At 65.8% G+C, this 23,222-nt stretch carries 22 protein-coding genes and 1 other RNA gene; 1 reads left to right on the plus strand and 22 read right to left on the minus strand.

The window, feature by feature from the left end; translation table 11 throughout:
- Positions 1-4: 4 nt before the first annotated feature.
- The 9 genes from ACP7AI_RS15015 to ACP7AI_RS15055 form a co-directional block, all read right to left on the minus strand.
- Positions 5-664, minus strand: coding sequence for an SURF1 family cytochrome oxidase biogenesis protein (locus tag ACP7AI_RS15015; RefSeq protein WP_426169011.1), 660 nt, complete (start codon positions 662-664; stop codon positions 5-7).
- Positions 661-948, minus strand: coding sequence for a DUF983 domain-containing protein (locus tag ACP7AI_RS15020; RefSeq protein ID WP_426169014.1), 288 nt, complete (start codon positions 946-948; stop codon positions 661-663). The genes ACP7AI_RS15015 and ACP7AI_RS15020 overlap by 4 nt, the downstream gene beginning before the upstream one ends.
- 79 nt (positions 949-1,027) lie before the next feature.
- Positions 1,028-1,861 (minus strand): cytochrome c oxidase subunit 3, encoded by an 834-nt coding sequence (locus ACP7AI_RS15025; protein ID WP_426169016.1) that lies wholly within the window; start codon positions 1,859-1,861, stop codon positions 1,028-1,030.
- A 5-nt stretch (positions 1,862-1,866) separates the two neighbouring features.
- A complete protein-coding gene (locus ACP7AI_RS15030) occupies positions 1,867-2,475 on the minus strand; it encodes a cytochrome c oxidase assembly protein (protein ID WP_426169019.1) in 609 nt (202 codons plus the stop codon).
- Positions 2,472-2,675, minus strand: coding sequence for a hypothetical protein (locus tag ACP7AI_RS15035; RefSeq protein ID WP_426169021.1), 204 nt, complete (start codon positions 2,673-2,675; stop codon positions 2,472-2,474). The genes ACP7AI_RS15030 and ACP7AI_RS15035 overlap by 4 nt, the downstream gene beginning before the upstream one ends.
- Positions 2,672-3,589, minus strand: a complete 918-nt coding sequence (locus ACP7AI_RS15040; protein WP_426169024.1) for a heme o synthase — start codon at positions 3,587-3,589, stop codon at positions 2,672-2,674. Before ACP7AI_RS15040 ends, ACP7AI_RS15035 begins: the two co-directional genes overlap by 4 nt.
- A gap of 71 nt (positions 3,590-3,660) precedes the next feature.
- Entirely contained in the window at positions 3,661-5,313 is a 1,653-nt protein-coding gene (ctaD, locus tag ACP7AI_RS15045; protein WP_426169026.1) for a cytochrome c oxidase subunit I, read from the minus strand.
- Between the two features lie 13 nt (positions 5,314-5,326).
- A complete protein-coding gene (gene coxB / locus ACP7AI_RS15050) occupies positions 5,327-6,367 on the minus strand; it encodes a cytochrome c oxidase subunit II (RefSeq protein ID WP_426169029.1) in 1,041 nt (346 codons plus the stop codon).
- A gap of 107 nt (positions 6,368-6,474) precedes the next feature.
- Positions 6,475-7,296 (minus strand): crotonase/enoyl-CoA hydratase family protein, encoded by an 822-nt coding sequence (locus tag ACP7AI_RS15055; RefSeq protein ID WP_426169032.1) that lies wholly within the window; start codon positions 7,294-7,296, stop codon positions 6,475-6,477.
- A gap of 128 nt (positions 7,297-7,424) precedes the next feature.
- On the opposite strand from ACP7AI_RS15055, the gene ACP7AI_RS15060 reads away from it, so the two are divergent.
- A complete protein-coding gene (locus ACP7AI_RS15060) occupies positions 7,425-7,949 on the plus strand; it encodes a (2Fe-2S)-binding protein (protein ID WP_426169034.1) in 525 nt (174 codons plus the stop codon).
- Here the strand turns inward: ACP7AI_RS15060 and ACP7AI_RS15065 are convergent, their stop codons facing one another.
- The 13 genes from ACP7AI_RS15065 to rpoC form a co-directional block, all read right to left on the minus strand.
- Positions 7,950-8,495, minus strand: coding sequence for a DsrE family protein (locus ACP7AI_RS15065; RefSeq protein WP_426169036.1), 546 nt, complete (start codon positions 8,493-8,495; stop codon positions 7,950-7,952).
- Positions 8,492-9,448 (minus strand): NAD(P)H-dependent flavin oxidoreductase, encoded by a 957-nt coding sequence (locus ACP7AI_RS15070; protein WP_426169039.1) that lies wholly within the window; start codon positions 9,446-9,448, stop codon positions 8,492-8,494. Before ACP7AI_RS15070 ends, ACP7AI_RS15065 begins: the two co-directional genes overlap by 4 nt.
- Positions 9,449-9,565: 117 nt before the next feature.
- On the minus strand, positions 9,566-11,002 hold the full coding sequence (locus tag ACP7AI_RS15075) for an aldehyde dehydrogenase family protein (protein WP_426169041.1): 1,437 nt from the start codon (positions 11,000-11,002) through the stop codon (positions 9,566-9,568).
- Between the two features lie 68 nt (positions 11,003-11,070).
- Positions 11,071-11,283, minus strand: coding sequence for a DUF2061 domain-containing protein (locus tag ACP7AI_RS15080; protein WP_426169043.1), 213 nt, complete (start codon positions 11,281-11,283; stop codon positions 11,071-11,073).
- A gap of 93 nt (positions 11,284-11,376) precedes the next feature.
- A complete protein-coding gene (locus ACP7AI_RS15085; RefSeq protein WP_426169046.1) occupies positions 11,377-12,657 on the minus strand; it encodes an amidohydrolase in 1,281 nt (426 codons plus the stop codon).
- Between the two features lie 53 nt (positions 12,658-12,710).
- Positions 12,711-13,352, minus strand: a complete 642-nt coding sequence (locus ACP7AI_RS15090; RefSeq protein WP_426169049.1) for a DUF4893 domain-containing protein — start codon at positions 13,350-13,352, stop codon at positions 12,711-12,713.
- Positions 13,353-13,392: 40 nt separating this feature from the next.
- Positions 13,393-14,049, minus strand: coding sequence for a guanylate kinase (gene gmk / locus ACP7AI_RS15095; protein ID WP_426169052.1), 657 nt, complete (start codon positions 14,047-14,049; stop codon positions 13,393-13,395).
- A gap of 46 nt (positions 14,050-14,095) precedes the next feature.
- Positions 14,096-15,490: a class II fumarate hydratase gene (locus ACP7AI_RS15100; RefSeq protein WP_426169055.1), complete on the minus strand. Its 1,395-nt coding sequence runs from the start codon at positions 15,488-15,490 to the stop codon at positions 14,096-14,098.
- A 69-nt stretch (positions 15,491-15,559) separates the two neighbouring features.
- Positions 15,560-16,030: an SspB family protein gene (locus tag ACP7AI_RS15105; RefSeq protein WP_426169057.1), complete on the minus strand. Its 471-nt coding sequence runs from the start codon at positions 16,028-16,030 to the stop codon at positions 15,560-15,562.
- A 286-nt stretch (positions 16,031-16,316) separates the two neighbouring features.
- Positions 16,317-16,666: a transfer-messenger RNA gene (gene ssrA, locus ACP7AI_RS15110) on the minus strand.
- Positions 16,667-16,705: 39 nt separating this feature from the next.
- On the minus strand, positions 16,706-17,893 hold the full coding sequence (locus tag ACP7AI_RS15115; RefSeq protein WP_426169060.1) for a glycosyltransferase family 4 protein: 1,188 nt from the start codon (positions 17,891-17,893) through the stop codon (positions 16,706-16,708).
- Positions 17,894-18,038: 145 nt separating this feature from the next.
- Positions 18,039-18,779: a PEPxxWA-CTERM sorting domain-containing protein gene (locus ACP7AI_RS15120; protein ID WP_426169062.1), complete on the minus strand. Its 741-nt coding sequence runs from the start codon at positions 18,777-18,779 to the stop codon at positions 18,039-18,041.
- Between the two features lie 201 nt (positions 18,780-18,980).
- Positions 18,981-23,156 carry a DNA-directed RNA polymerase subunit beta' gene (gene rpoC / locus ACP7AI_RS15125; RefSeq protein ID WP_426169064.1) on the minus strand — a complete coding sequence of 1,392 codons (4,176 nt, stop codon included), beginning with the start codon at positions 23,154-23,156 and terminating at the stop codon, positions 18,981-18,983.
- Positions 23,157-23,222 lie beyond the last annotated feature (66 nt).

Raw genomic sequence — 23,222 nt, forward strand, 5'->3', positions numbered from 1 at the left:
GCGATTAACGGTGCGGGGACACGGCGGCAACCGTTTCCCCACCCGGAGCGGCCTGCAGCCGTCGCCGCAGCCAGATCGCATAGATCGCCGCCAGCACGGCAGCGAGCCCGAACCATTGCACCGCATAGGACAGGTGATTGTCGGGCACGCTGTCCGCGGCCGGCAATTGCGACCGCTGCAGCGGCGGCACGGCGGTGTCGGGAATCAGCATGAACTGCGGCCGGTCGGGTGCCTTGCCATAGGGCCGCTCGATGATCAGGCCGCGAAACACCGTGTCGACGTGGACCGGGATCGCCGCCGCATCGGGCCGCCGGGTCCAGCCCGCCACGGCGACGATGTCGGGCGGCTTGCGGTTCGGCCGGCACGACACCAGCAGCAGGTAACCGGGGACACCGCCGATGCTGGTACCGCCCTTCAGATCATAGGGCAGCACGTCGCCCGGAGAACATGGCAGCTCGGCACGTCGATACTGGACGCTCTTCTTGCCGATCATCGACAGATAATAATCGGCCGGCGTCAGCAGCGGTTGTTCCGGCGCCGCGGCGAGTTTTGCCAGCAGCGCCTGCTTCCAGACCCGGCGATCGAGCTGCCACGCACCGAGACTGACCAGCACGGCGAGCATCACGGCGGTCAGCAACGTCGGGAAGACCAGCCCGCGCTTCACAGCCGGCCCTGGCGCGCCTCGTGGCGATATTCCAGCGCGAGCAGCAGCGCCTTGCTGAAACGCAGCATCGCCAGGGTCAGCACCAGCGTCAGCGGCACCCAGAGCAGCACATGGACATACCAGGCCGGCTCGACCGACAGCTCCAGCCACATGGCGAGCCCGGTGACGATGGCGCCGATGATGAGGATGAGGAAGCTTGCCGCACCGTCACCGACGTTGAACGCAAGATAGTCGAGACCGCAATTCGTGCACTGCGGTGCAAAGCCGATCAGACTGCCGAACAACCGGCCCCGGCCGCAGCGGGGGCAACAACCGCCGATCGCCACCCGCAGCGGCGTCGGCGCCGCTGCCGGAGGCGGGCCGTCAGCCAAAGGCGTTGTGGACCACGGCGGCACCGAACTTCGATCCCCAGACATAGATGGAGATGAACAGGAACAGCCAGACGACGTCGACGAAATGCCAGTACCAGGCCGCGGCTTCGAAGCCGAAATGCTGCCGCGGGGTGAAGTCACCCTTATAGACGCGTGCCAGGCATACGGCGAGGAAGATGGTGCCGACGATGACATGGAAGCCGTGGAACCCGGTCGCCATGTAGAAGGACGCGCCATAGATGTCGCCGGCGATGCCGAAGCTGGCGTGGTGATACTCATAGGCCTGGATGCAGCTGAAGATGATCCCGAGCACGATGGTCAGCCACAGGCCCTGCTTCAGGCCCTTGCGATCGCCATGGATCAGCGCGTGATGCGCCCAGGTGACGGTGGTGCCCGACAGCAGCAGAATCAACGTGTTCATCAGCGGGAAGACGAAGGGATCGAGCACTTCGATACCCTTGGGCGGCCAGACGCCATCGATGCCTTCATGCAGCTTGGGGTACAGCGCCGCATTGAAATAGGCCCAGAACCAGGCGACGAAGAACATGACTTCCGAGGCGATGAACAGGATCATGCCATAGCGGTGGTGCAGCTGGACGACGGGGGTATGGTCGCCGGTGTTGGCTTCGTTGACGACACTCGCCCACCAGAAAAAGAACATGGCGATCACCCCGGCGAGGCCGAGGAAGAACACCGGCATGCCCCAGGCCAGTTCGTGCATCCAGCCGATACCGCCGGCAGCGAGCACCAGCGACGCGAACGACATGGCGATCGGCCACGGCGACGGGTTAAGGATATGATAATCGTGGGTCTTGCCGGCGGCCATCAGCCCTAGCCCTTGTTTTCAATTTTGGTTGCAGCGGCGCTTAGCGGCTTTGGGGCCGGATTGTCCACCGGGTAGAAGGTGTAGCTCAGCGTGATCTCGTCGATCTTCCTCGCATCCGGGTCATCGAGGATCGCCGGATCGACGAAGAATGTCACCGGCATCTCGACGGTTTCGCCGGCAGCCAGCGTCTGTTCGGTGAAGCAGAAACACTCGATCTTGCGGAAATACTGCCCGGCGGTGTCCGGCGACACGTTGAAGATGGCGCGGCCGGTCGTGGCGGTGCCGGCGGTCGACGTGGCGCGATAGAAAGCCAGGCGCTTTTCGCCGATAGCAATCGTCTGCTCGCGGTCGCGCGGCTGGAATTTCCAGGTCATGCCCGGCGCGGTATTCGAATCGAAGCGGATCTTGATGGTCCGGCCACCAAGCGCGCGCAGCGCCTGCGCGTCGGGCAGTGCCGATGCCTCGGCCCGGCCTGTCGTGCCGCCAAAGCCTGTCGCCTGGCAGAACAGCCGGTACAGCGGCACGCTGGCATAAGCGAGGCCGATCATCGCCAGCGCAATGCCGGCGGCCAGCAGCGCGGTGCGGCGACGGGCGCGGAGGGCGAGATCGGTCATGGTCTGGCCTGGGAGGCGGGCGCGGCAAGGGTCGGACCCGGCTGCGGCTTGCCGTTCTGCAGCCCCGGCGCCATGCGGACGACCGTGATGCCGAAGAACAGCAGCACCAGAGCACCGAGCAAGAGCCCGAGCGCCATGTTGCGCGACTTGCGACGGGCGTCGAATGCCGCCTTTTCGGCAGGGGTCCAGCCGGCGCTCATGCCAGCAACAGGCGGTCGGCGACCAGCGCGCCGAACAGGCAGGCAAGATACAACAGGCTGAACTTGAACAGCTGTTTTTCATCGGCCATATCGGCGGCGGCCTCGGCCGTGCCGCGCGAGACCTTCCACGCCATCCACAGGAACAGGCCGCCCAGCGTCACCGCGGTGCCGCCATAGGCCCAGCCGGTCAGCCCGAGCACCGCCGGGGCGATGGAAACCGGCACCAGCAGCAGCGTATAGGCCAGGATCTGGCCACGGGTGTGCGACAGGCCATGGGTCACCGGCAGCATCGGCACGCCGGCCTTGGAATAATCGGCCTCCATGAACAGCGCGAGTGCCCAGAAATGCGGCGGCGTCCACAGGAAAATGATGGCGAACAGCAGCCAGGGCAGCAGCGATGTGTCGCCCGTGACCGCGGCCCAGCCGACGATGACCGGAAAGGCGCCGGCGGCGCCGCCGATGACGATGTTCTGCGGGGTCCGACGCTTTAGCCAGACGGTGTAGACCATGACGTAGAACAACACCGAGACGGCGAGCCAGAAGGCGGCGACCCAGTTCACCGCCAGGCCCATGATCGTGACCGACGCAATGCTGAGGACGACGCCGAACGCCAGCGCCTCCGGCCGCTCCATCTTTCCGGCGGGCAGCGGACGGTTCGCCGTGCGCTTCATCAACGCATCGATATCGGATTCATACCACTGGTTGAGCGCACCCGACGCGCCGGCGGCGACGGCGATGCACAGGATGGCGACAAAGCCCAGGAACGGGTGGATCGTGCCCGGCGCCGCGACCATCGCGCAGGCGGCGGTGAACACCACCAACGTCATCACCCGCGGCTTCAGCAGCGCGAAATAGTCGCGCCATTCCGCAAAAGCCGTCACCGGCGCGGTCGCAAAGGGGGTCGAGGTCGTCATGGAACGCGGGTCACTCTATGCATTGCCCCCGGCGCGCAGGAACGCACGCCGGGGCATCATGCTGCCGGTCCTTACTTTATGACCGGCAGGGTCTCGAACTGGTGGAACGGCGGCGGCGAGGACAGGGTCCACTCCAGCGTCGTCGCACCTTCGCCCCAGTAATTGCCCTCGACGCGGCGCTTGCCGAGCAGGCTGACGGCGAGGTTGACGAAGAAGATCAGCATGCCGACCGCCATGATCGCATAACCGTAGCTGGCGATCTGGTTGTACTGGGCGAACTGCGCCGGATAGTCGGGGATGCGCCGCGGCATGCCGTCCTGGCCGAGGAAGTGCATCGGGAAGAACATCACGTTCACACCGATGAAGAACACCCAGAAGTGCAGCTTGCCGAGGAACTCGTTGTACGGCTTGCCCGTCATCTTGCCGAACCAGTAGTAGAAGCCGGCAAAGATCGCGAACACGGCGCCGAGCGACAGCACATAGTGGAAGTGCGCGACGACGTAATAAGTGTCGTGGAAATAGGTGTCGACACCGGCATTGGCCAGGATGACACCCGTCACGCCACCGACGGTGAACATGAAGATGAAGCCGATCGCCCACAGCATCGGGGTGGGGAAGGACAGCGAGCCGCCCCACATTGTCGCGATCCACGAGAAGATCTTGATGCCGGTCGGCACCGCGATGATCATGGTGGCAGCAGTGAAATACATCTTGGTATTTACGTCGAGGCCGGCGGTGAACATGTGGTGGGCCCAGACGAGGAACCCGATGAAGCCGATGGCGACCATTGCGTAGGCCATGCCCAGGTAACCGAACACCGGCTTTTTCGAGAAGGTCGAAATGATCTGCGAGACCATGCCGAATCCGGGCAGGATGAGGATGTACACCTCGGGGTGACCGAAGAACCAGAACAAGTGCTGGTAAAGCACCGGATCACCACCGCCGTCGGCCGTGAAGAAGTGGGTGCCGAAGTTGCGGTCGGTCAGCAGCATGGTGATGGCGCCCGCGAGGACCGGCAGCGACAGCAGCAGCAGGAAGGCGGTGACCAGCACCGACCAGACGAACAGCGGCATCTTGTGCAGGGTCATGCCCGGCGCGCGCATGTTGAGAATGGTGGTAATGAAGTTGATGGCGCCCAGGATCGACGAGGCGCCGGCGATGTGCAGCGACAGGATGGCCATGTCGACCGCCGGCCCCGGATGACCCGAGGTCGACAGCGGCGGATAGACCGTCCAGCCGGTGCCGGCACCGTTGAAGCCGGCGGGCCCCTCGACGAACATCGAGCCGCAGAGCAGCGCGAACGACGGGACCAGCAGCCAGAACGACACATTGTTCATGCGCGGGAACGCCATGTCGGGCGCACCGATCATGATCGGCACGAACCAGTTGCCGAAGCCGCCGATCATCGCCGGCATGACGGTGAAGAACACCATGATCAGGCCGTGGGCGGTGATGAACACGTTCCACAGGTGATAGGAGGCGTCCAGATTGCCCTGGGTGAAGAAGGTCAGATACTGGATGCCCGGCTGCGCCAGTTCGAGGCGCATGATGCCCGAGATCGCGCCGCCGATGGTCCCGGCGATGATCGCGAAGATCAGGTACAGCGTCCCGATATCCTTGTGATTGGTCGAGAACAGCCAGCGCTGGACAAAGCCCAGCTTGTGATCGTCGTGATGGTCGTGCGCGTGGTCAGCGTGACCGACGAGTGCGCTCGGGGTTGCCATGTCAGGTCCCTCTTCAGGCGGCGGGAGTGGTGGTGCCGGCAGCGGCGACGGGTGTGGGCTTGGGCGCTTCGGGGGTCGCGGCGGGCGTGACGCCGGGGGCGGTGGGCAGCGGCGCAGCGCCGGTTGCCGGCGGCGCCTGGCCAACGGTCGCGGCCTCCGCACCCGGCGGCGTGATCCCGTTCTCCTGCTGCTTGGCGGCGACCCAGGCGGCGAAACGCTCCCGCGACACCGCCTCGACGGCGATCGGCATAAAGGCGTGCTTGGTGCCGCACAACTCCGAACACTGGCCGAAATAGACGCCCGGGCGCTCGACCTTGAACCAGGTTTCGTTCACCCGGCCCGGCACGGCGTCCATCTTCACCCAAAAGCTGGGCACGGCAAAGCTGTGGATGACATCGGCCGACGTCGTCAACACCTTCACGACGGAGCCGACCGGCACGACGATGCGATTGTCGGTATCGAGCAGGTCGGGCGACTTGCGCTGTTCGGCCTCGGCCTTGGTCAGCATGACGGCATCGAAGCTGAAACCGCCCTGATCGGGATATTCATATTCCCAATACCACTGGTGGCCGGTCGCCTTGATCGTCAGGTCTGCCGCCGGCGGGCTGTACTGGTTGGCGAGCAGGCGGAACGACGGCACCGCGATCCACACGAGGATCAGCACCGGCACCACTGTCCAGACAACTTCGACAACGGTGTTGTGGCTGGTCTTAGACGCAACCGGGTTGGCGGAAGCGCGGAAGCGGAACACCGTCCACATCAGCAGGATCAGCACGAAGATCGCCGTCGCCGCCATCAGCGGGTTGAGCACGCCATTGGCCATGGCCTGCGCCTCGCGGGCGATCGGCGTGACCGGCGTCTGCAGGTCATAGCTGCCGCGCGGCTGGCCAAAGCCGGCCTCGGCCGGGACATAGGACGGACCGGCGGTCGGCACCTCGGCGGTGGTGACCGCGACGACGGGCGCCGCGGCGGGCGCATCCGATTGCGCAAGCGCCGGCAGCGGCGCCAGCGCGATCAGGAACGGCAACAGCAGGCGCTGGAGATTGCGCATCATGGCCCCATGACAAAATCAGCCGAACCAGTCGTCCGGCAAGGAATGCGCCCCTATGGCGCGATGCAGCGCAAGGAGCAAGCGGGTGATGTGTCGCGGGGTGCGGCGGGTCAGGCCCGAAGGTCGGCGAAAACCGCCTCCTGCTTGGCCATCTGCGCCTTAACCGCATTGGGCACATCGTCGCCCTGCAGCATCCCGGCGTTCCAGACGGCGACATATTCGAGGCCCTGCTCGATGGTCTGGCTGCGGCCCTCGTTGAGCACCTGCTTGATGCCGGCGATGACCAGCGGCGACTTGGCGGCGATCTGCTGCGCCATCGCCTCCGCCGCTGCCAGCGCCGCCTCATGGTCGGCGGTGACGGCGTTGACGAAGCCATATTGCTTCGCCTCGGCAGCCGGAAAACGCCGGCCGGTATAGGCGAGCTCGCGGATCAGGCCCTGGGGCAGCAGATGCGGGATGCGCTGCAGCGTGCCGACATCGGCGACGATGGCAATGTTGACCTCCTGGACGGTGAAGAATGCATTCTCGGTGCAGATGCGCATGTCGCAGGCGGTGACGAAATCGACGCCGCCACCGATGCAGCCTCCCTGGACCACGGCGATCACCGGCACGCGGCAGCGATCGACGACGTTAAAGGTTTCCTGCATCTGCTTGACGTGGCGCCGGAAGGACTCGCGTGCCCGGCCCGGATCAGCCGGCGCGCCGCCGCCCAGGCTGGCCGCCGCCATGCCGAGGTCCAGCCCCGCGGTGAAGTGCCGCCCGGTCGAGGCGATGATGACGGCACGGACCCGCATGTCGGCGTCGATGGCGGCAAAGACGTCGATCAGCTCGTTCCAGAAGGCCTTGTTCATCGTGTTGAGCTCGTCCGGCCGCTTCATCGTCACCCGGGCGATGGCGCCGTCGACACGATAATCGAGGGTGGTGAGTTCCATGGAAGATTCCTTTCGGGTAGTCGATGTTCGGTGCCGGCCCGCTCCCCCGCCCGGCCACCCATTCCAGTGTACGCTGTGGGTGGTCGGGTGGGGGAGCGGGCCGGCACCGCCAGCATAAGGCACCATCGATGACCAAGTTCACCGTCAACGGCAATCCTGTGCATTTCAAGATGCCGCCCGAAACGCCCCTGCTTTGGGCGCTGCGCGATGCGTCGAACCTGACCGGCACCAAATATGGCTGCGGCGCCGGGCTTTGCGGCGCCTGTACCGTCCATATCGACGGCAAGGCGCAACGCAGCTGCCAGGTGCCGATCGGCAGCATCGAGGGCACCTTCGTGACGACCATCGAAGGTCTGTCCGACGATCGCAGCCATGTCGTGCAACAGGCCTGGATCGCCGAGCAGGTGCCGCAATGCGGTTACTGCCAGTCGGGCATGATCATGGCGGTGGCGGCGCTGCTGAAGGACACCCCCCAGCCGAGCGACGCCGACATCGACGCGACGATCACCAACCTCTGCCGGTGCGGCACCTATCCACGCATCCGCAAGGCCATCCACCGCGCCGCCCGCGGCAATGTCGATTCCGGGGTGCCGTCGGCGGACACGACAGCGTCGGAAGCCGCACGCATCGCCCCGAGCCTCAAGGCACGCTGATCAGAACGGGTTGAGCGTATAGCCTGACCGTTGCAGCAGCGCATGGCTGCTCATCGCCGAAATAGACATCTTCACGCCCGGCAGCAGTTCGTTGTCGGTGATCCCGCGCGACGCTGCCGATTGCCCGCAGAGGTGGAAGACGACTCCCTTGCCGATCATCTGCGCGATGGCGTTCGCGCTGCCATTCGCCTTGCCGGCATGGCGGTCGGCATAGGCGGCGGACTGCAACAGGTCGTCGGGCGCTGCGCCATGGACCACGACGGCAACGCTGATTGCGGACAGCAGCACGCCGGCGTCGACGTGCTGGTTGATGAACCGCGCCGCCGTCTCGATGGCGCGGCTGAGGTCACCCGGCGCGGCGGCGTCCGACACGTCGAAGGCGACCTTGAACCGGGTGCCGGCGGGCACCGTCACGTCGCTCCTGATCGTGGCGATCGGCGCGAAATCGGTGAACACCGGCCCGGCATGAAACGCCGTTCGCCCCTGCGCCGCCGCCATCCCCGGCAGCGCCAGCAACAGGACGGCCATCGGCAGGCGTCGCATCATGCGGGGCGCGGCATCTGGCGCAGCACTGCCTCGGCCTCCGCCATGATCCGCCGCACGATGTCGCCGGCCGGCAATATGTCGTGGATGGCGCCGCCGCCCTGCCCGGCTGCCAGGCACTGGCGCGCCGGATCGACATTGTCGACGACGCCGGCGATCGGGCCGAGCCGGTTGAGTTCGACCGATTCGGCGACCTGGGCAAAGAACGGCTTGGCCTCCTTGCCTTCGAACTCGCGGGTAGATTCATTGGCGATGGCGCGCAGCGTCTTGCCGGTGAACACCTTGCTGATGACGGTGTCGCTCTCGCTCATCGCGACGATGGCGTCCTTGTAGGGCTGGCCGGCATGCGCCTCGACGCTGGCGATGAAGCGCGTGCCCATCCAGACGCCGGTGCAGCCGAACGCCAGCGCCGCCGCCAGCCCGCGGCCGTCGAACAGCCCGCCGGCCGCCACCACCGGGATATCGACGGCATCGACAACCTGCGGCCACAGCGCCACCGACGCGACGCTGCCGGTATGCCCGCCGGCCTCTGTCCCTTGCGCGATGATGACGTCGCAGCCGGCCTCCGCCGCCTTCACCGCATGGCGGACATTGCCGGCCATGCACATGACGATGACGCCGGCCTGCTTCAGCTGCTCGACGATGGCGACCGGAACCCCCAGCCCGGCGATGAACGCCTTGGCGCCGCCCTTGATGATGACATCGACGCTGGCGGTCAGCGATTCGGGCTGGGCGGTCAGCAAATCGACGCCGAACGGCTTGTCGGTCAGGTCGCGCACCCGCGCCATCTGCTCGGCGATGCCGCGCGGCGAAACGCCGGCCATGCCCAGCGAGCCGAAGCCGCCGGCCGCGCTGACCGCGGCGCAGACCTCGGCATAGGACACCCCGCCCATGCCGGCGAGGAGAACGGGATGCTCGACGCCGAGCAGGTCGCAGATTTTCGTGTGGATGGTCATGATTGTTCCCTGTTCAAGCGCGAAAGACAGGCGCGGGCAAAGCCCGCGCGTCAGACGGGTTCGGTCGGCAAGGCCGCCTGCCCCGCCGGCCGGCCTGGCGCGAGTCCGCGCTGCGGCCTATTCCGCCGCTTCCGCCGCGCCCCAGCCGATGATCGCCTTCGTTTCGAGGAAATCGGTGAACGCATGGTCGCCCCACTCGCGCCCGTTGCCCGACTGCTTGTAGCCGCCGAAGGGCGCCATCATGTCGCCCTGGGCCTGGTTGATGTTGACCTGGCCGGTGCGCAGCTGGCGGGCCACCTTGCGGGCGTGCTCGGGTTCGCCGGAGATATAGCCGGCAAGGCCGTAGACGGTGTCGTTGGCGATGGCGACGGCCTGTTCCTCGCTCTGGTACGGCAGCATTGCCAGCACCGGACCGAAGATTTCTTCCCGCGCGATCGTCATGTCGTTCGACACATCGGCAAAGATCGTCGGCTTGACATAATAGCCCTTGTCGAGCCCGTCCGGCCGGCCGGTGCCGCCGGTGACCAGCGTCGCGCCTTCGTCGATGCCCTTCTGGATCAGGCCCTGGATCTTGGTCCATTGCGTCTCGCTGACCACCGGCCCCATCGCGGCATTGCCGTCGGGCGAGCCCACGGTCGTGGCTTCGGCAGCGGCCTTGGCGATCGCCTTGGCGGCTTCCATCTTGGCGGCCGGCACCAGCATCCGGGTCGGCGCATTGCACGACTGGCCGCTGTTCATCATCACAGACTTCACGCCGCCGCTCACCGCATGCTGCAAATCTGCGTCATCGAGGATGATGTTGGGCGACTTGCCGCCCAGTTCCTGGTGGACGCGCTTGACCGTCGGCGCGGCGTTCTTGGCGACTTCGATGCCGGCGCGGGTGCTGCCGGTGAAGCTCACCATGTCGACCTCCGGATGCGACGACAGCGCGGCGCCGACCGTCGGGCCATCGCCGTTGACGAGGTTGAAAACGCCGGCCGGCACGCCCGCGTCATGCAGCACTTCGGCCCACAGGATCGCCGAGAACGGCGCGATTTCGGACGGCTTCAGCACCATCGTGCAGCCGGTGGCGATGGCGGGCACGACCTTGCAGGCGATCTGGTTGATCGGCCAGTTCCACGGCGTGATGAAGGCGCAGACGCCGATCGGCTCATGGGTGATCAGCGTCGAACCGCGCAGTTCCTCGAACTTGTAGTTCTTAAGCACCTCGATGCCGGTCATCAGGTGCCCGACGCCGATCGCGGCCTGCGCCTGCATGGCGAGCCAGCCGGGTGCGCCCATTTCCTCGGTGATCGCCGCAGCGATCTCGGCGAAACGCTCCTGGTACTTCGCCAGGATGTTCTGCAGCAGCTCGATCCGGTCGGCGCGGCTGGTCTGCGAATAGGCGGGGAAGGCCTTGCGTGCCGCCATCACGGCGCGATCGGCATCGCCGGCGCTGCCCATCGAGATGACACCGGCCACCGCTTCCGTGGCGGGATTGATGACATCGATCTGCGCAGGCTTGGCTGGATCGACCCAGGCGCCATCGATGTAGAATTTCAGATATTCGCGCATGTCAGGCACTCCCCAGAGCTGGTTTGCGCCTGTGTAGCACGGCAACCGCCCGCCGCACCTCTCGCTTTTCAGACGGGGAGCGAGCGGTCGCGCTTCCAGGCCGCCCAGTCGAACTTCCAGGCGCGTTCATGGAAAAAGAACGCCACCGCGTTGATGCACGGCTCGATGATCGCGATGCCGCCGGCGATCTGCCAGCTGCCGGTCATCAGATAGGCGACCGTGAAGCCGATGGTCAGGTGGATGCTGAGATAGGTAAGTGTTTTGGCGAGTTCCTGGCGCACGGCAACCTCCTTGTCGTCGCAAGGTGCGACCGCGTGGAGAAAACCGCCAACGACGAGTTTGCGTTGCGCCGATCGAAAAAATCTTTGGCCGGCCTACTTCCGCGCCAGCACCATCTGCGCCGCCGCGGTCATCGCCTCCACGCCCATGGCGATCGTCGGCGCGGGGTCGGGCGCAAAGCCGCTGTTGTGCAACGACGGCGTCGTCGTTCCCCTGGTCCTGGCCGCATCGAAGGCCGATTGCTTGACCGCGCCCAGCCAGAATATCGTCGTTTCGATCGCCGGGTCGGCGGCGCCGAACTCGTTGAAATCCTCGCTTGCCATCGACGGGTCGAGCGAGATCACCCGAGCCTGGCCGAACTTGCCGACGAACAGGTCGTTGACCCGCGTCGCCAGCGCCGGCGTGTTCCGCGTCGCCCGGATGTTATGCAGCACCGTCGTCACCGGCATCTTGTCATCGGGGAAACCGGCGGCGATCGCCTCGCCGCGCGCCACCCGGGCGATGCCGTCGAGCAGCCGCTGCTGCTGCGCGCCATCATAGGAGCGCACCGTCAGCTGCAGCTTGACCTCGTCGGGGATGATATTGTGCTTGGTGCCGCCGTGGATCGACCCGACGGTGATCACGCCCGGCTGGAACGGGTCATTCTCGCGGCTGATGAGCGGCTGCAGGCCATTGATGATCCGCGCCGCCAGCATGACGGGGTCCCTGGTCGTCGCCGGATAGGCGCCATGGCCGCCGATCCCCGACACGACGACATCGACCATCGCGCCGGCAGCCAGCGCCGCGGTCGGCGGCACCGAGACCGTGCCGGCCGGGATGCGGCTGTCGTCGTGCAGCGCCAGCGCGAATTGCGGCTTGGGGAAACGCTTGAACAGCCCGTCGGCAAGCATGGCGAGGGCGCCACCGCCGCCTTCCTCCGCCGGCTGGCCGATCATCACCAGCGTGCCTGACCAATTGGCTTTCGATGCTGCCATGGCGCGGGCGACGCCGACCCAGACGCTCATGTGGATGTCGTGCCCGCAGGCGTGCATCACCGGCGTCATGCCGCCGTCCGCCGCCTTGCCCATCGCGGCGCTGGCATAGGGCAGGCCGGTGGCCTCCTTGATCGGCAGGCCGTCCATGTCGGCGCGGACCAGCAGCACCGGCCCCGGGCCATTGGCCAGCACCGCCACGATACCGGTGCCGCCGACCTTTTCGGTGACGGTAAAGCCCGCCGCGCGTGCCTCGGCGGCCAGGATCGCTGCCGATCGCGTTTCCTGGAACGCCAGCTCGGGGTGGGTGTGCAGGTCCTTGTACAGTGCGACAAGGTCGGTCGGCGCGGCGGTGGCGGCGGTCCCGGCAAGGAGCAGGGCAAGCGGCAGCAGGCGGATCATCATGGCGCCATGAACAACGCCGCCGCCCAGCATGCAAGCCCGGCATGCAAGCCCGTTCAGGCCGGCACGATCTCGATGACCTGGAGGTTCGATTGCCACATCGGCCACGGCAGCTCGAGCCGCCAGCGCTGCTCGCCGAGCGCTCGCAGCACGCCGACCTGGTCGCGCTCGGCATCGGTGCCATAGCGCATCAGCCCCGATTCGCCGGCCAGCGCCAGCGTGCCGAGAAAGACCTGCCGGTCGCCATCCGGATACAGCGCGCCCGCCACGCGCTGGTCACCGTTGCCCTGGTCGAAGAACAACAGCCCCTTCCGCACGGTGATGCGGCATGGCCGGACAGCACCCGCCATGACCGGCGGCGACGGCGTGCGAATGGTGCCATCCTCGCGATTGCCCATCTTCACCGACCGGCAGCGATAATCGCCCGGCCGCGGCGGCGGCCCCGGGATCGCCGCATCGGCGACCGCCATGGTGCCGAGCGCGCCGACCTTGTCGGCCTGCCCGGCCTGCTGCACATCGGCGAGCGAGCGCGTCCAGGCGCCCCACAGGCCGGCCAGGCGCTTGCGATCGGCGTCGCGGATCACGGTCTGCCACGGCGGCGCCTGCACCCCGGCCGTCGCCGGCGAGCCCTTTCCGGCGCAGCCCGACAACAGCGCGGCAACGGTCATCAGGGCAAGGCCGGCAGGTTTCGACATCATCGTCATATCTAACGCACGATCCTGTGCCGGGACTGAACAGTCAATTGCCGAGCATGTCGCGGACGAAGGCGGCCAGGCCCAACTGGCGTTTCCGCCGCAGCCGCTCGGCATGGAGAATCGAACGGATTTCACCGAGGCAGACCTCGGCATCGTCGTTGATCAGGATGTAATCATACTCGCCCCAGTGGCTGATCTCGTCGCGCGCCCGCGCCATGCGCCCGGCGATGACATCGGCGGCATCGGTGGCACGGGTGGTCAGCCGCCTTTCGAGCTCGCCGAGGTCGGGCGGCAGGATGAAGACGCGCACCAGGTCGCTCGCGGCGTCGGTCTGCTGCAGCTGCTGGGTGCCCTGCCAGTCGATGTCGAACAGCACGTCGCGCCCCGAATGCAGCGCCACCTCGACCGGTGCCCGCGGCGTGCCATAGCGATGCCCGAACACGGTCGCCCATTCGAGCAGCTCGTCCTTGTCGACCATCTCGGCAAAACGCTCGGGCGAGACGAAATAATAGTCGGTGCCCTCGATCTCGCCGGGCCGTGGCGGCCGCGTCGTGGCCGACACCGACAACATGATGCCGCCGTCATCGGCAAGCAGCCGCCGCGACAGCGTCGTCTTGCCGGCCCCCGACGGCGACGACAGCACGAACATCAGGCCGCGACGGGGCGGATTGTGCGAAGCGGGACGGCTGAACTCGGTCATTGCGGGTGGTTAGCGGGTTCGGGCAGCGGCGTCACGCTCCCTGCCATCAGATCATCGCCTCGGGCCGCACCACCCGCCGGAACGTTGCCTCGTCGGTCAACCCGAGCGCCAGCCCGGCCTCGAGCAGCGACGTGCCGTCGTGATGCGCCTTCTTGGCGATCGCCGCGGCGTTGTCATAGCCGATCTCGGGCGCCAGCGCCGTCACCAGCATCAGCGAGCGTTCGACCAGATCGGCAAGCTGCGCGCGGTTGGGCGTCATGCCATCGACGCAGCGCAGCCGGAACGAATCGATCGCATCGGCGAGCAACTCGATGCTGCCGAGCACGTTGTGCGCGATCAGCGGCTTGAAAACATTCAACTGCAGATGCCCCTGCAGGCCGCCGATCGTCACTGCAACGTGATTGCCCATCACCTGGGCGCAGACCATCGTCAGCGCCTCGCACTGGGTCGGGTTGACCTTGCCCGGCATGATCGAGCTGCCGGGCTCGTTCTCCGGCAGCGCCAGTTCGCCCAGCCCCGACCGGGGCCCCGACCCGAGCAGGCGCAGGTCGTTGGCGATCTTCATCATGCCGACGGCGATGCTGTTGAGCACGCCCGAGACCTCGACCATCGTGTCGTGCGTCGCCAGCGCCTCGAACTTGTTGGGCGCCGATTCCCACGGCACGTCGCCGGTCAGCCCGGCCAGCGCCGCGCAGAAATCCGGGCCGAAGTTATCGGGGGCGTTAAGCCCGGTGCCAACCGCGGTGCCGCCCTGCGCCAGCCGCGACAGCCGCGGCCACAGCGCGATGACCCGCGCCGCATTGTCCTCGCAGGTCTGTGCCCAGGCCGACGCCTCCTGCCCCAGCGTCATCGGCGTCGCGTCCTGCAAATGGGTGCGACCGATCTTGATGATGTCGGCCCATTCCCGTTCCTGGTTGCGAAACAGCCCGGCGAGCGCGCGCAATGCCGCCAGCAGCCGGCCGCGCAGCTCCATCGCCACCGCGACATGCATCGCCGTCGGGAAGGTGTCGTTGCTACTCTGCGACTTGTTGACATGATCGTTGGGGTGCACCGGCACCTTGCCGCCGCGGGTGCCGGTCAGCAGCTCGTTGGCACGGGCGGCGATGACCTCATTGGCGTTCATGTTGGTCTGGGTGCCGCTGCCGGTCTGCCAGACGACGAGCGGAAATTGCGCGTCGAGCTTGCCCGTCGCGACCTCGTCCGCGGCCGCCTCGATGGCGTCGGCCAGGCGCGGGTCGAGACCATGGGCCCGGTTGACCACCGCCGCCGCCTGCTTGATGCGACCGAGGGCATGCACCAGCGGCAACGGCATGCGCTGGCCACCACCATGGCTGGTGCCGATCGGAAAATTGCCGATGCTGCGCTGGGTCTGCGCGCCCCAATAGGCGTCTGCCGGCACCTCGATGGGGCCAAAGCTGTCGGATTCGGTGCGAGTCGTCATGTCGTTCTCCGCGGCAGGGCAAGTATCGGCCGTCGCAGAACGCTTGAGCCGGCGCCCGCGGCGCCGACCCTATTTCTTGCGAAAACGATCCATCGTCACGACGTTGCTGCCCGGCTCGATCGGCGCCGGCGGCTCGGGCTCCGGCTCGGGCTCGATCGGCGCCTCGCCTTCCTTGGGTGCGAACTGCAGCGCGAAATTCACTGCCGGGTCGACAAAGCCGGTGACCGCGTCAAACGGGATGCGCAGCTTGGCCGGCACCTGGTTGAAGCTCAGCCCGATCTGGAAGCCTTCGTCATCGATGGCGAGGTCCCAATAGCGGTTCTGTATGACGATGGTCATCTCGTCGGGATAGCGCTCCAGCAGATGCTTCGGGATATCGACCCCCGGCGCCCGGGTGCGAAACGCGATGTAGAAATGATGCGCGCCCGGCAGCCCGCCGGCGACGTCGATTCGGTCGAGCACGCGGCGCACGACGGTGCGGAGCGCGTCCTGAACGATCTCGTCATAGGGAATCAGGCTGTCGGCGGTCGTCTCGGTCACGTTCGCCCTACTCGGCTGGCCAGATGCTTGCCACGGCCATCAACTGACGCCTGCGGGCCTTGCGGTCAAGCCGCCGATTGCGTCTGCGGCTAAGCTATCGCTCGCCCTGTCGCGACGATCACCGCGACAACGGCCGCCGTCACCGCCCAACCTTCCCACGTCGCCGGGGACCAGCCGAAGCCGAAGGTCTTGGGCCGAAACCAGGTTGCGATCGGGTTATTAGGCATGACATTCTCCTGCATGGACAGGCGGGGAGCTTCTGTTGCTCGGTGCTCCCCAAACCGCCGGTTTCTGCTTCTGTTGCCCGGTGCAGTCCCAACCGCGCTTTCGGCCAGTGTAACTTAGTCCGTTAGGACCGGGTTACGCTGCGATTGCGAATGCCTCGTTGTCGTTGGCATTTAGGTGTTTTGAAACATTTAACGGCTTATTCATGCCGGGCAAAAGCTCTCGTCTTTCAACACACGTCGATCCTGGTTCGGCCCCGCACAACCCGCGACAACCGGGGGTTATTTGGTGGAGCCGCCGGGTACTGCCCCCGGGTCCGCTGCATCTATTTCACGACGCCATTTATCGCCATAGACGGGCCGAAGCCCGACAGGGACCGATATAGGCGCTTGTCGGCCGGAGTTCAACGCGCGATCGGATTGCCGACCAGTCGCCCGATCGGCAACGCGCTCAACCCTGGTTCAAGATCTCGTGATAGCGCGTCAGCACCGCGCCGTTGATCGTGTCCCAGTCATAGGCAGCCGCGCGCTTCAGCCCCTGTACCGCGGCTGCGGCGCGCGCCTGCGGGTCGGTCAGGTACAACGACAGCGCATCGGCAAAGCCGCCGATATCGTCATGCGGCACCAGCCTGCCGTTCTCGCCATCGGTGATCAGGCAGTTGCTGCCGGTGGCGATCGCCGCGACGACCGGAATGCCGCTGGCCATGGCTTCCAGGTTGATATTGCCGAACGTCTCGGTGATCGACGGGTTGAGCAGCATGTCGGCACTGGCGTAGGCGCGGGGCAGCGTCTCGCCATCGAGAAACCCGGTGAAGATCGCGCCCGGTACCTGCGCCGCGAAACGTTCCCGCGCCGGGCCAACGCCGACGACCAGCAGCTTGTGCCTGACGCCGCGCCCGTCGAGCTCGGCGACGATCGCGGCAATGGTGTCGAGACCCTTTTCCAGCACAAGTCGGCCGACGAAGCCGATCACCACCTCGTCGTCGGCGATGCCCAGGCCACGCCGCCAGGGCAGCGAACGCTTCATCGGGTTGAAGCGCAGCTTGTCGACACCGCGGCTCCAGACCGCCGAATGGTCGATCAGGCCCTGCTCGCGCAGTACGTCGCCAAAGCCCGCCGAGGTAACGAAGACTTCGTCGAGGCCGGCGTAGAAGCGGCGCAGCAGCGCCTCCCCGGCCGGTCGCGCCCAGCCAAGGCCGTAATATTCGAAATAGGTCTCGAACCGGGTATGGACGCTCGCCACCACCGGCCGGCCCATCGCCCGCGCCAGCTTCTTGGCGGAATGACCCAGCGGATCGGGCGCCGAAAGATGGAAGATATCGGGATCGAAGGCGGCAATGTCGCGCTTCAGGCTGCCCGGCAGGCCGCGCGCGATGCGATATTCGGCGCGGCCGGGAATCGACACCGACGGTACCGAGATCAGCGTGCCGGCCGGCGGGAATGCGGGCGTGTCGCTGGTCGGCGAATAGATGCGGCAGACATGGCCCTGCGATTCGAAATAGGTGACCAGCCGGTTCAACGCCTGGTTGGCGCCGTCGCGGACATAATTATAATTGCCGGAAAACAGCGCGATGCGCAGCGGGCGCGACAGTGTCACGGGTGGCAGGTCGTCGACGGGCAGACGATAGGCAGTCGCCACAGGGTATTCCTCAACTAGGATAGGTCCTGTGGATAACGCAGCATTGTGACCAGCATGGGGCGATGCTGCGGCGACGCTCGCCACAATGACAAGGGGCCCGCCGGATCGCGCCGGCGGGCCCCCATGTCGCTGTTGTACGCGTCGATCAAGCGGCGGTAGCGGCCCGCCTGCGGCGCAAGCAGGCGCCGATCAGGCCGAAGCCGGCGATCAGCATCGCCCAGCTTGTCGGCTCGGGCACGCCGGCGCCGGCAATCAGCAAATTGGGGCCCCAGTAACCGTCGCTGACGGACGCGCCATTGGTCGGATTGAAGTCGGCGGACAGGTTGTTGACATAACGATCGCTGAAAGCGGTGTAGTTGATCCGGGAATCGGTAGCGAAGCCGATATTGTCAAAGGCGTAGCGGGTGCCCAGCGGCATCGTTCCGACGACCATGTAACCGCTGCCGGTCGTGAGCGTGACGGGACCGATCTCGGTGAAGACGAAGTGCCCGACCGTGGTGCCCGTGCTGTCGACCGTCGCCGAGGCGATCAGCGACCCGGTGGTGTCGCACGCCAGCGTGGCGCAGGCATACAGGTTGACAAGGCTGTTCGGCGAGGTCGTGCCGTCGTTGAAAATCCCGAGGGCGGTCGCCCGAACGGTGGTGTTTACGGTGAACGCAGCCCCGAACGACCAGTCGTCGTTGGAGTTGATCCCGCCGACCGTCTCGAACTCCCAGGCGGCCGTCCCGGTCAGCGCCGCGGCAGGCGCCGCGCAGCCGATCGCCAGCGCCGCGAGGGCGAACCCATATCGATTCATGTCTGTCTTCCCCCGAAGATCGTGCCTCGTGACACCTGCAAAGGTGGGAATGCACGAAGCATGCCAGATCGTGGCTGGGCAAAGTCGCATTGCGGATGAACAGCTTGCGTCGGCCCGTGCGGGTCCGGCCTTCCGAAAGTGTAAAGTCTACCGACAAACGATCGCTGTCGATCGCGGCGGCACGAATGCAGATGCTGTCGGCATCCGTCAGGAAGAATCCTGCCTGTGGTGTCCCGACACAAAAAAGGGCGCGCCGTCGCCGGCGCGCCCTCCTTCGCGTCATGTCCGAACTCAGCCCTCGGCAGGCGCCTCGGCCGACGCAGCGGTGATCGCCGCCGGAGCTTCGGCCTTGGCCTTCGCCGCCATCGACGCGCGCAGCGCGGCGTCCCGGCTGTTCGCAGCAACACGAAGCCGCGACATGCCGGCGCCGGTGCCGGCCGGGATCAACCGACCGACGATGACGTTTTCCTTCAGGCCCTGCAGGGTATCGATCTTGCCCTGGACCGCGGCTTCGGTCAGCACCCGCGTCGTTTCCTGGAACGATGCGGCCGAGATGAAGCTCTTGGTCTGCAGGCTTGCCTTGGTGATGCCGAGCAGGATCGGCTTGCCTTCGGCCGGCTCCTGGTTCTTGCCGAGCTTGGCATTGTCGTTGTCCATCTCCTCACGATCGACCTGTTCGCCGACGAGCAGCGTCGTGTCGCCCGACTTGGTGATTTCCACCTTCTGCAGCATCTGGCGAACGATCGTCTCGATGTGCTTGTCGTTGATGCGCACACCCTGGAGACGATAGACCTCCTGCACTTCCGTGCAGAGATATTCGGCCAGCGGCTCGATCCCGAGGACATCGAGGATGTCATGCGGGTTCGGGTTGCCGTCGATCAGATAATCGCCGCGGCGGACGTAATCGCCCTCCTGGACCGAGACATGCTTGCCCTTGGGCACCAGATACTCGGCCAGTTCGCCGCCATCTTCGGGACGAATCGAGATACGGCGCTTGGTCTTGTAGTCCTTGCCGAATTCGACGCGGCCGTTGATGCGCGCGATGATCGCATTGTCCTTGGGAATACGCGCCTCGAACAGCTCGGCCACCCGCGGCAGACCGCCGGTGATGTCGCGCGTCTTGGCGGCTTCGCGCGGGATACGCGCCACCACGTCGCCGGCAAACACGTCCTGGCCGTCGTTGACCGACAGAATGGCATCCACGGCGAGCAGGTAGCGCGCCGTCTCGCCCGAGCCTTCATCGAGAAGGGTGATGCGCGGACGCAGGTCATCCTTCTTGTTGATGGCGCGCCAATCCTGCACGACCTTCTGGGCAATGCCGGTGGCCTCGTCGACGTTCTCCGACATGGAGACGCCTTCGATCAGGTCCTGATACTTCACCTTGCCCGATTTCTCGGTGATCACGGGAAGCGTGTACGGATCCCATTCGGCCAGGCGATCGCCCTTGGACACCTTGGCGCCCTCGAGATGCATCACGGTCGCACCGTACGGAATACGGTGGATCGAGCGCTCGCGACCATCGGCATCGCGCAGCACCAGTTCGCCGTTGCGGGCCATGGAGATGTTGCGGCCGCGGCTGTCGGCAATCGTCGACAGGGCGCGGAACTCGATGGTGCCATCGACCGGCGCATCGAGCGTCGACTGCTCGCTGACCTGTGCCGCGCCACCGATGTGGAAGGTGCGCATCGTCAGCTGGGTGCCCGGCTCACCGATCGACTGGGCGGCGATGACGCCGACCGCTTCACCGATGTTGACGGGCGTCCCGCGCGCGAGGTCGCGGCCGTAGCAGGTGCCGCAGACGCCGCCCTTGGTCTCGCACAGCAGCGGCGAGCGGATCTTCACTTCCGGCACCGCGGCATTCTCGATGCGCGTGACATCGACTTCCGACAACAGGAAGCCGGCCGGAGCGAGGACTTCGCCGGTCTTGGCGTCGACGACGTCCTGCAGGACGGTCCGGCCGAGGATGCGCTCGCCCAGCGAAACGATGGTGTTGCCGCCTTCGACGATGGCCTTCATGATCATGCCGCGCTCGGTGCCGCAATCCTGCTCGACGACGACGCAATCCTGTGACACGTCGACCAGGCGCCGGGTCAGGTAACCCGAGTTTGCGGTCTTCAACGCGGTATCGGCGAGACCCTTGCGGGCGCCGTGGGTCGAGTTGAAGTATTCGAGGACGGTCAGGCCCTCCTTGAAGTTCGAGATGATCGGGGTTTCGATGATCTCGCCCGACGGCTTGGCCATCAGGCCGCGCATGCCGGCGAGCTGCTTCATCTGCGCCTGCGAACCGCGGGCGCCCGAATGCGCCATCATGTAGATCGAGTTGATCTGCATGTCGCGACCGTTCTCGTCGACCTTCTTGGCGCTGATTTCCTTCATCATCTCGGTCGCAACTTGGTCACCGCAACGCGCCCAGGCGTCGACGACCTTGTTGTACTTCTCACCCTGGGTGATCAGGCCGTCCTGATACTGCTGCTCGAAATCGGCAACCGCACGCTTGGTCTCGTCGACCAGCTTCACCTTGGCTTCGGGGATGACCATGTCGTCCTTGCCGAACGAGATGCCGGCCTGGAACGCGTGGCGGAAGCCGAGCGACATGATGGCGTCGGCGAACAGCACCGTCTCCTTCTGGCCAGTGTGGCGATAGACGGTGTCGATGACATCGGCGATCTCCTTCTTGGTCAGCAGGCGGTTGATGGTCTCGTAAGGGACCTTCGACGACTTCGGCAGCGTCTCGCCGAGCAGCATGCGGCCCGGCGTCGTCTCGATACGACGCAGCACCATGTTGCCGTCCGCGTCGGTGGTCTCGACGCGGGCACGGATCTTGGAATGCAGCGTCACCACCTTGTTGTGCAGCGCCTGGTGGACCTCGGCCATATTGGCAAAGGCCATGCCCTGGCCCGGCTCGCCATTGGCTTCCATCGACAGATAGTACAGCCCCAGAATCATGTCCTGCGACGGCACGATGATCGGCTTGCCGTTGGCGGGGCTGAGGATGTTGTTGGTCGACATCATCAGGACGCGCGCTTCCAGCTGGGCCTCGAGGCTCAGCGGGACGTGAACGGCCATCTGGTCACCGTCGAAGTCGGCGTTGAAGGCCGAGCAGACGAGCGGGTGCAGCTGGATGGCCTTGCCCTCGATCAGCACGGGCTCGAACGCCTGGATGCCGAGGCGGTGGAGGGTCGGCGCGCGGTTGAGCAGCACCGGATGCTCGCGGATGACCTCGTCGAGGATGTCCCAGACTTCCTTGCGCTCCTTCTCGACCCACTTCTTCGCCTGCTTCAGGGTCATCGACAGACCCTTGGCATCGAGACGCGAGTAGATGAACGGCTTGAACAGCTCGAGCGCCATCTTCTTCGGCAGGCCGCACTGGTGCAGCTTGAGTTCCGGTCCGGTCACGATGACCGAACGGCCCGAATAATCGACGCGCTTGCCGAGCAGGTTCTGGCGGAAACGGCCCTGCTTGCCCTTCAGCATGTCGGACAGCGACTTCAGCGGCCGCTTGTTGGCGCCGGTGATCGTCCGGCCACGACGGCCGTTGTCGAACAACGCATCGACGGCTTCCTGCAGCATGCGCTTTTCGTTGCGGACGATGATGTCCGGCGCGCGCAGCTCGATCAGCCGCTTCAGGCGGTTGTTGCGGTTGATGACGCGGCGATAGAGATCGTTGAGATCCGACGTCGCGAAGCGGCCACCGTCGAGCGGCACCAGCGGGCGCAACTCGGGCGGGATGACCGGAACCACGGTCATGATCATCCACTCGGGCTTGTTGCCCGATTCGATGAAGGACTCGACGACCTTCATGCGCTTGATGATCTTTTTGGGCTTCAGCTCGGACTTGGTGGTCGCCAGTTCCTCGCGGAGCGTAACCATCTCGCCTTCGAGGTCCATTTCCTCGAGCAGGCGGCGGATCGCCTCGGCGCCGATGCCGGCGACGAAACCGTCTTCACCATATTCGTCCTGGGCGGTGAGCAGCTCGTCCTCGGTAAGGAGGTCGAACTTCTTCATCGGCGTCAGGCCGGGTTCGATGACGACATATTGTTCGAAATACAGCACCCGCTCGAGGTTCTTCAGCTGCATGTCGAGCAACATGCCGATGCGCGACGGCAGCGACTTCAGGAACCAGATGTGCGCGACCGGCGCGGCGAGTTCGATATGGCCCATGCGCTCGCGCCGGACCTTGGAGACGGTGACCTCGACGCCGCACTTTTCGCAGACGATGCCCTTGTACTTCATGCGCTTGTACTTGCCGCACAGGCACTCGTAATCCTTGATCGGACCGAAGATGCGCGCGCAGAACAGGCCGTCACGCTCGGGCTTGAACGTGCGATAGTTGATGGTCTCGGGCTTCTTGATCTCGCCGAACGACCAAGAGCGGATGCGCTCCGGCGAAGCCAGCGAAATCTGGATCTGGTCGAACGTCTCGGGCTTGGCGGCCGGCGAGAAGAAATTCATCAGTTCGGTATTCATAACCGTTCCTTTTCTACTCCCCACCCGCGCGGCGGATGGGGTCGGGGGTGAAAAGCTCGATGGGCG

Origin of the sequence: Sandarakinorhabdus sp. DWP1-3-1 (assembly GCF_049896705.1) — a bacterium.
Taxonomy (GTDB): Bacteria; Pseudomonadota; Alphaproteobacteria; order Sphingomonadales; family Sphingomonadaceae; genus Sandarakinorhabdus.

What these genes read in the sequence shown, in the direction of transcription:
- rpoC (WP_426169064.1), bottom strand. Translation starts at nt 23,156, where the DNA reads ATGAATACCGAACTGATGAATTTCTTCTCGCCGGCCGCCAAGCCCGAG.
- ACP7AI_RS15070 (WP_426169039.1), bottom strand. Translation starts at nt 9,448, where the DNA reads ATGACCATCCACACGAAAATCTGCGACCTGCTCGGCGTCGAGCATCCC.
- ACP7AI_RS15100 (WP_426169055.1), bottom strand. Translation starts at nt 15,490, where the DNA reads ATGACGACTCGCACCGAATCCGACAGCTTTGGCCCCATCGAGGTGCCG.
- ACP7AI_RS15090 (WP_426169049.1), bottom strand. Translation starts at nt 13,352, where the DNA reads ATGATGTCGAAACCTGCCGGCCTTGCCCTGATGACCGTTGCCGCGCTG.
- ACP7AI_RS15025 (WP_426169016.1), bottom strand. Translation starts at nt 1,861, where the DNA reads ATGGCCGCCGGCAAGACCCACGATTATCATATCCTTAACCCGTCGCCG.
- ACP7AI_RS15060 (WP_426169034.1), top strand. Translation starts at nt 7,425, where the DNA reads ATGACCAAGTTCACCGTCAACGGCAATCCTGTGCATTTCAAGATGCCG.
- coxB (WP_426169029.1), bottom strand. Translation starts at nt 6,367, where the DNA reads ATGATGCGCAATCTCCAGCGCCTGCTGTTGCCGTTCCTGATCGCGCTG.
- gmk (WP_426169052.1), bottom strand. Translation starts at nt 14,049, where the DNA reads ATGACCGAGTTCAGCCGTCCCGCTTCGCACAATCCGCCCCGTCGCGGC.
- ACP7AI_RS15030 (WP_426169019.1), bottom strand. Translation starts at nt 2,475, where the DNA reads ATGACCGATCTCGCCCTCCGCGCCCGTCGCCGCACCGCGCTGCTGGCC.
- ACP7AI_RS15065 (WP_426169036.1), bottom strand. Translation starts at nt 8,495, where the DNA reads ATGATGCGACGCCTGCCGATGGCCGTCCTGTTGCTGGCGCTGCCGGGG.
- ACP7AI_RS15085 (WP_426169046.1), bottom strand. Translation starts at nt 12,657, where the DNA reads ATGATGATCCGCCTGCTGCCGCTTGCCCTGCTCCTTGCCGGGACCGCC.
- ACP7AI_RS15035 (WP_426169021.1), bottom strand. Translation starts at nt 2,675, where the DNA reads ATGAGCGCCGGCTGGACCCCTGCCGAAAAGGCGGCATTCGACGCCCGT.
- ACP7AI_RS15075 (WP_426169041.1), bottom strand. Translation starts at nt 11,002, where the DNA reads ATGCGCGAATATCTGAAATTCTACATCGATGGCGCCTGGGTCGATCCA.
- ctaD (WP_426169026.1), bottom strand. Translation starts at nt 5,313, where the DNA reads ATGGCAACCCCGAGCGCACTCGTCGGTCACGCTGACCACGCGCACGAC.
- ACP7AI_RS15055 (WP_426169032.1), bottom strand. Translation starts at nt 7,296, where the DNA reads ATGGAACTCACCACCCTCGATTATCGTGTCGACGGCGCCATCGCCCGG.
- ACP7AI_RS15120 (WP_426169062.1), bottom strand. Translation starts at nt 18,779, where the DNA reads ATGCGACTTTGCCCAGCCACGATCTGGCATGCTTCGTGCATTCCCACC.
- ACP7AI_RS15040 (WP_426169024.1), bottom strand. Translation starts at nt 3,589, where the DNA reads ATGACGACCTCGACCCCCTTTGCGACCGCGCCGGTGACGGCTTTTGCG.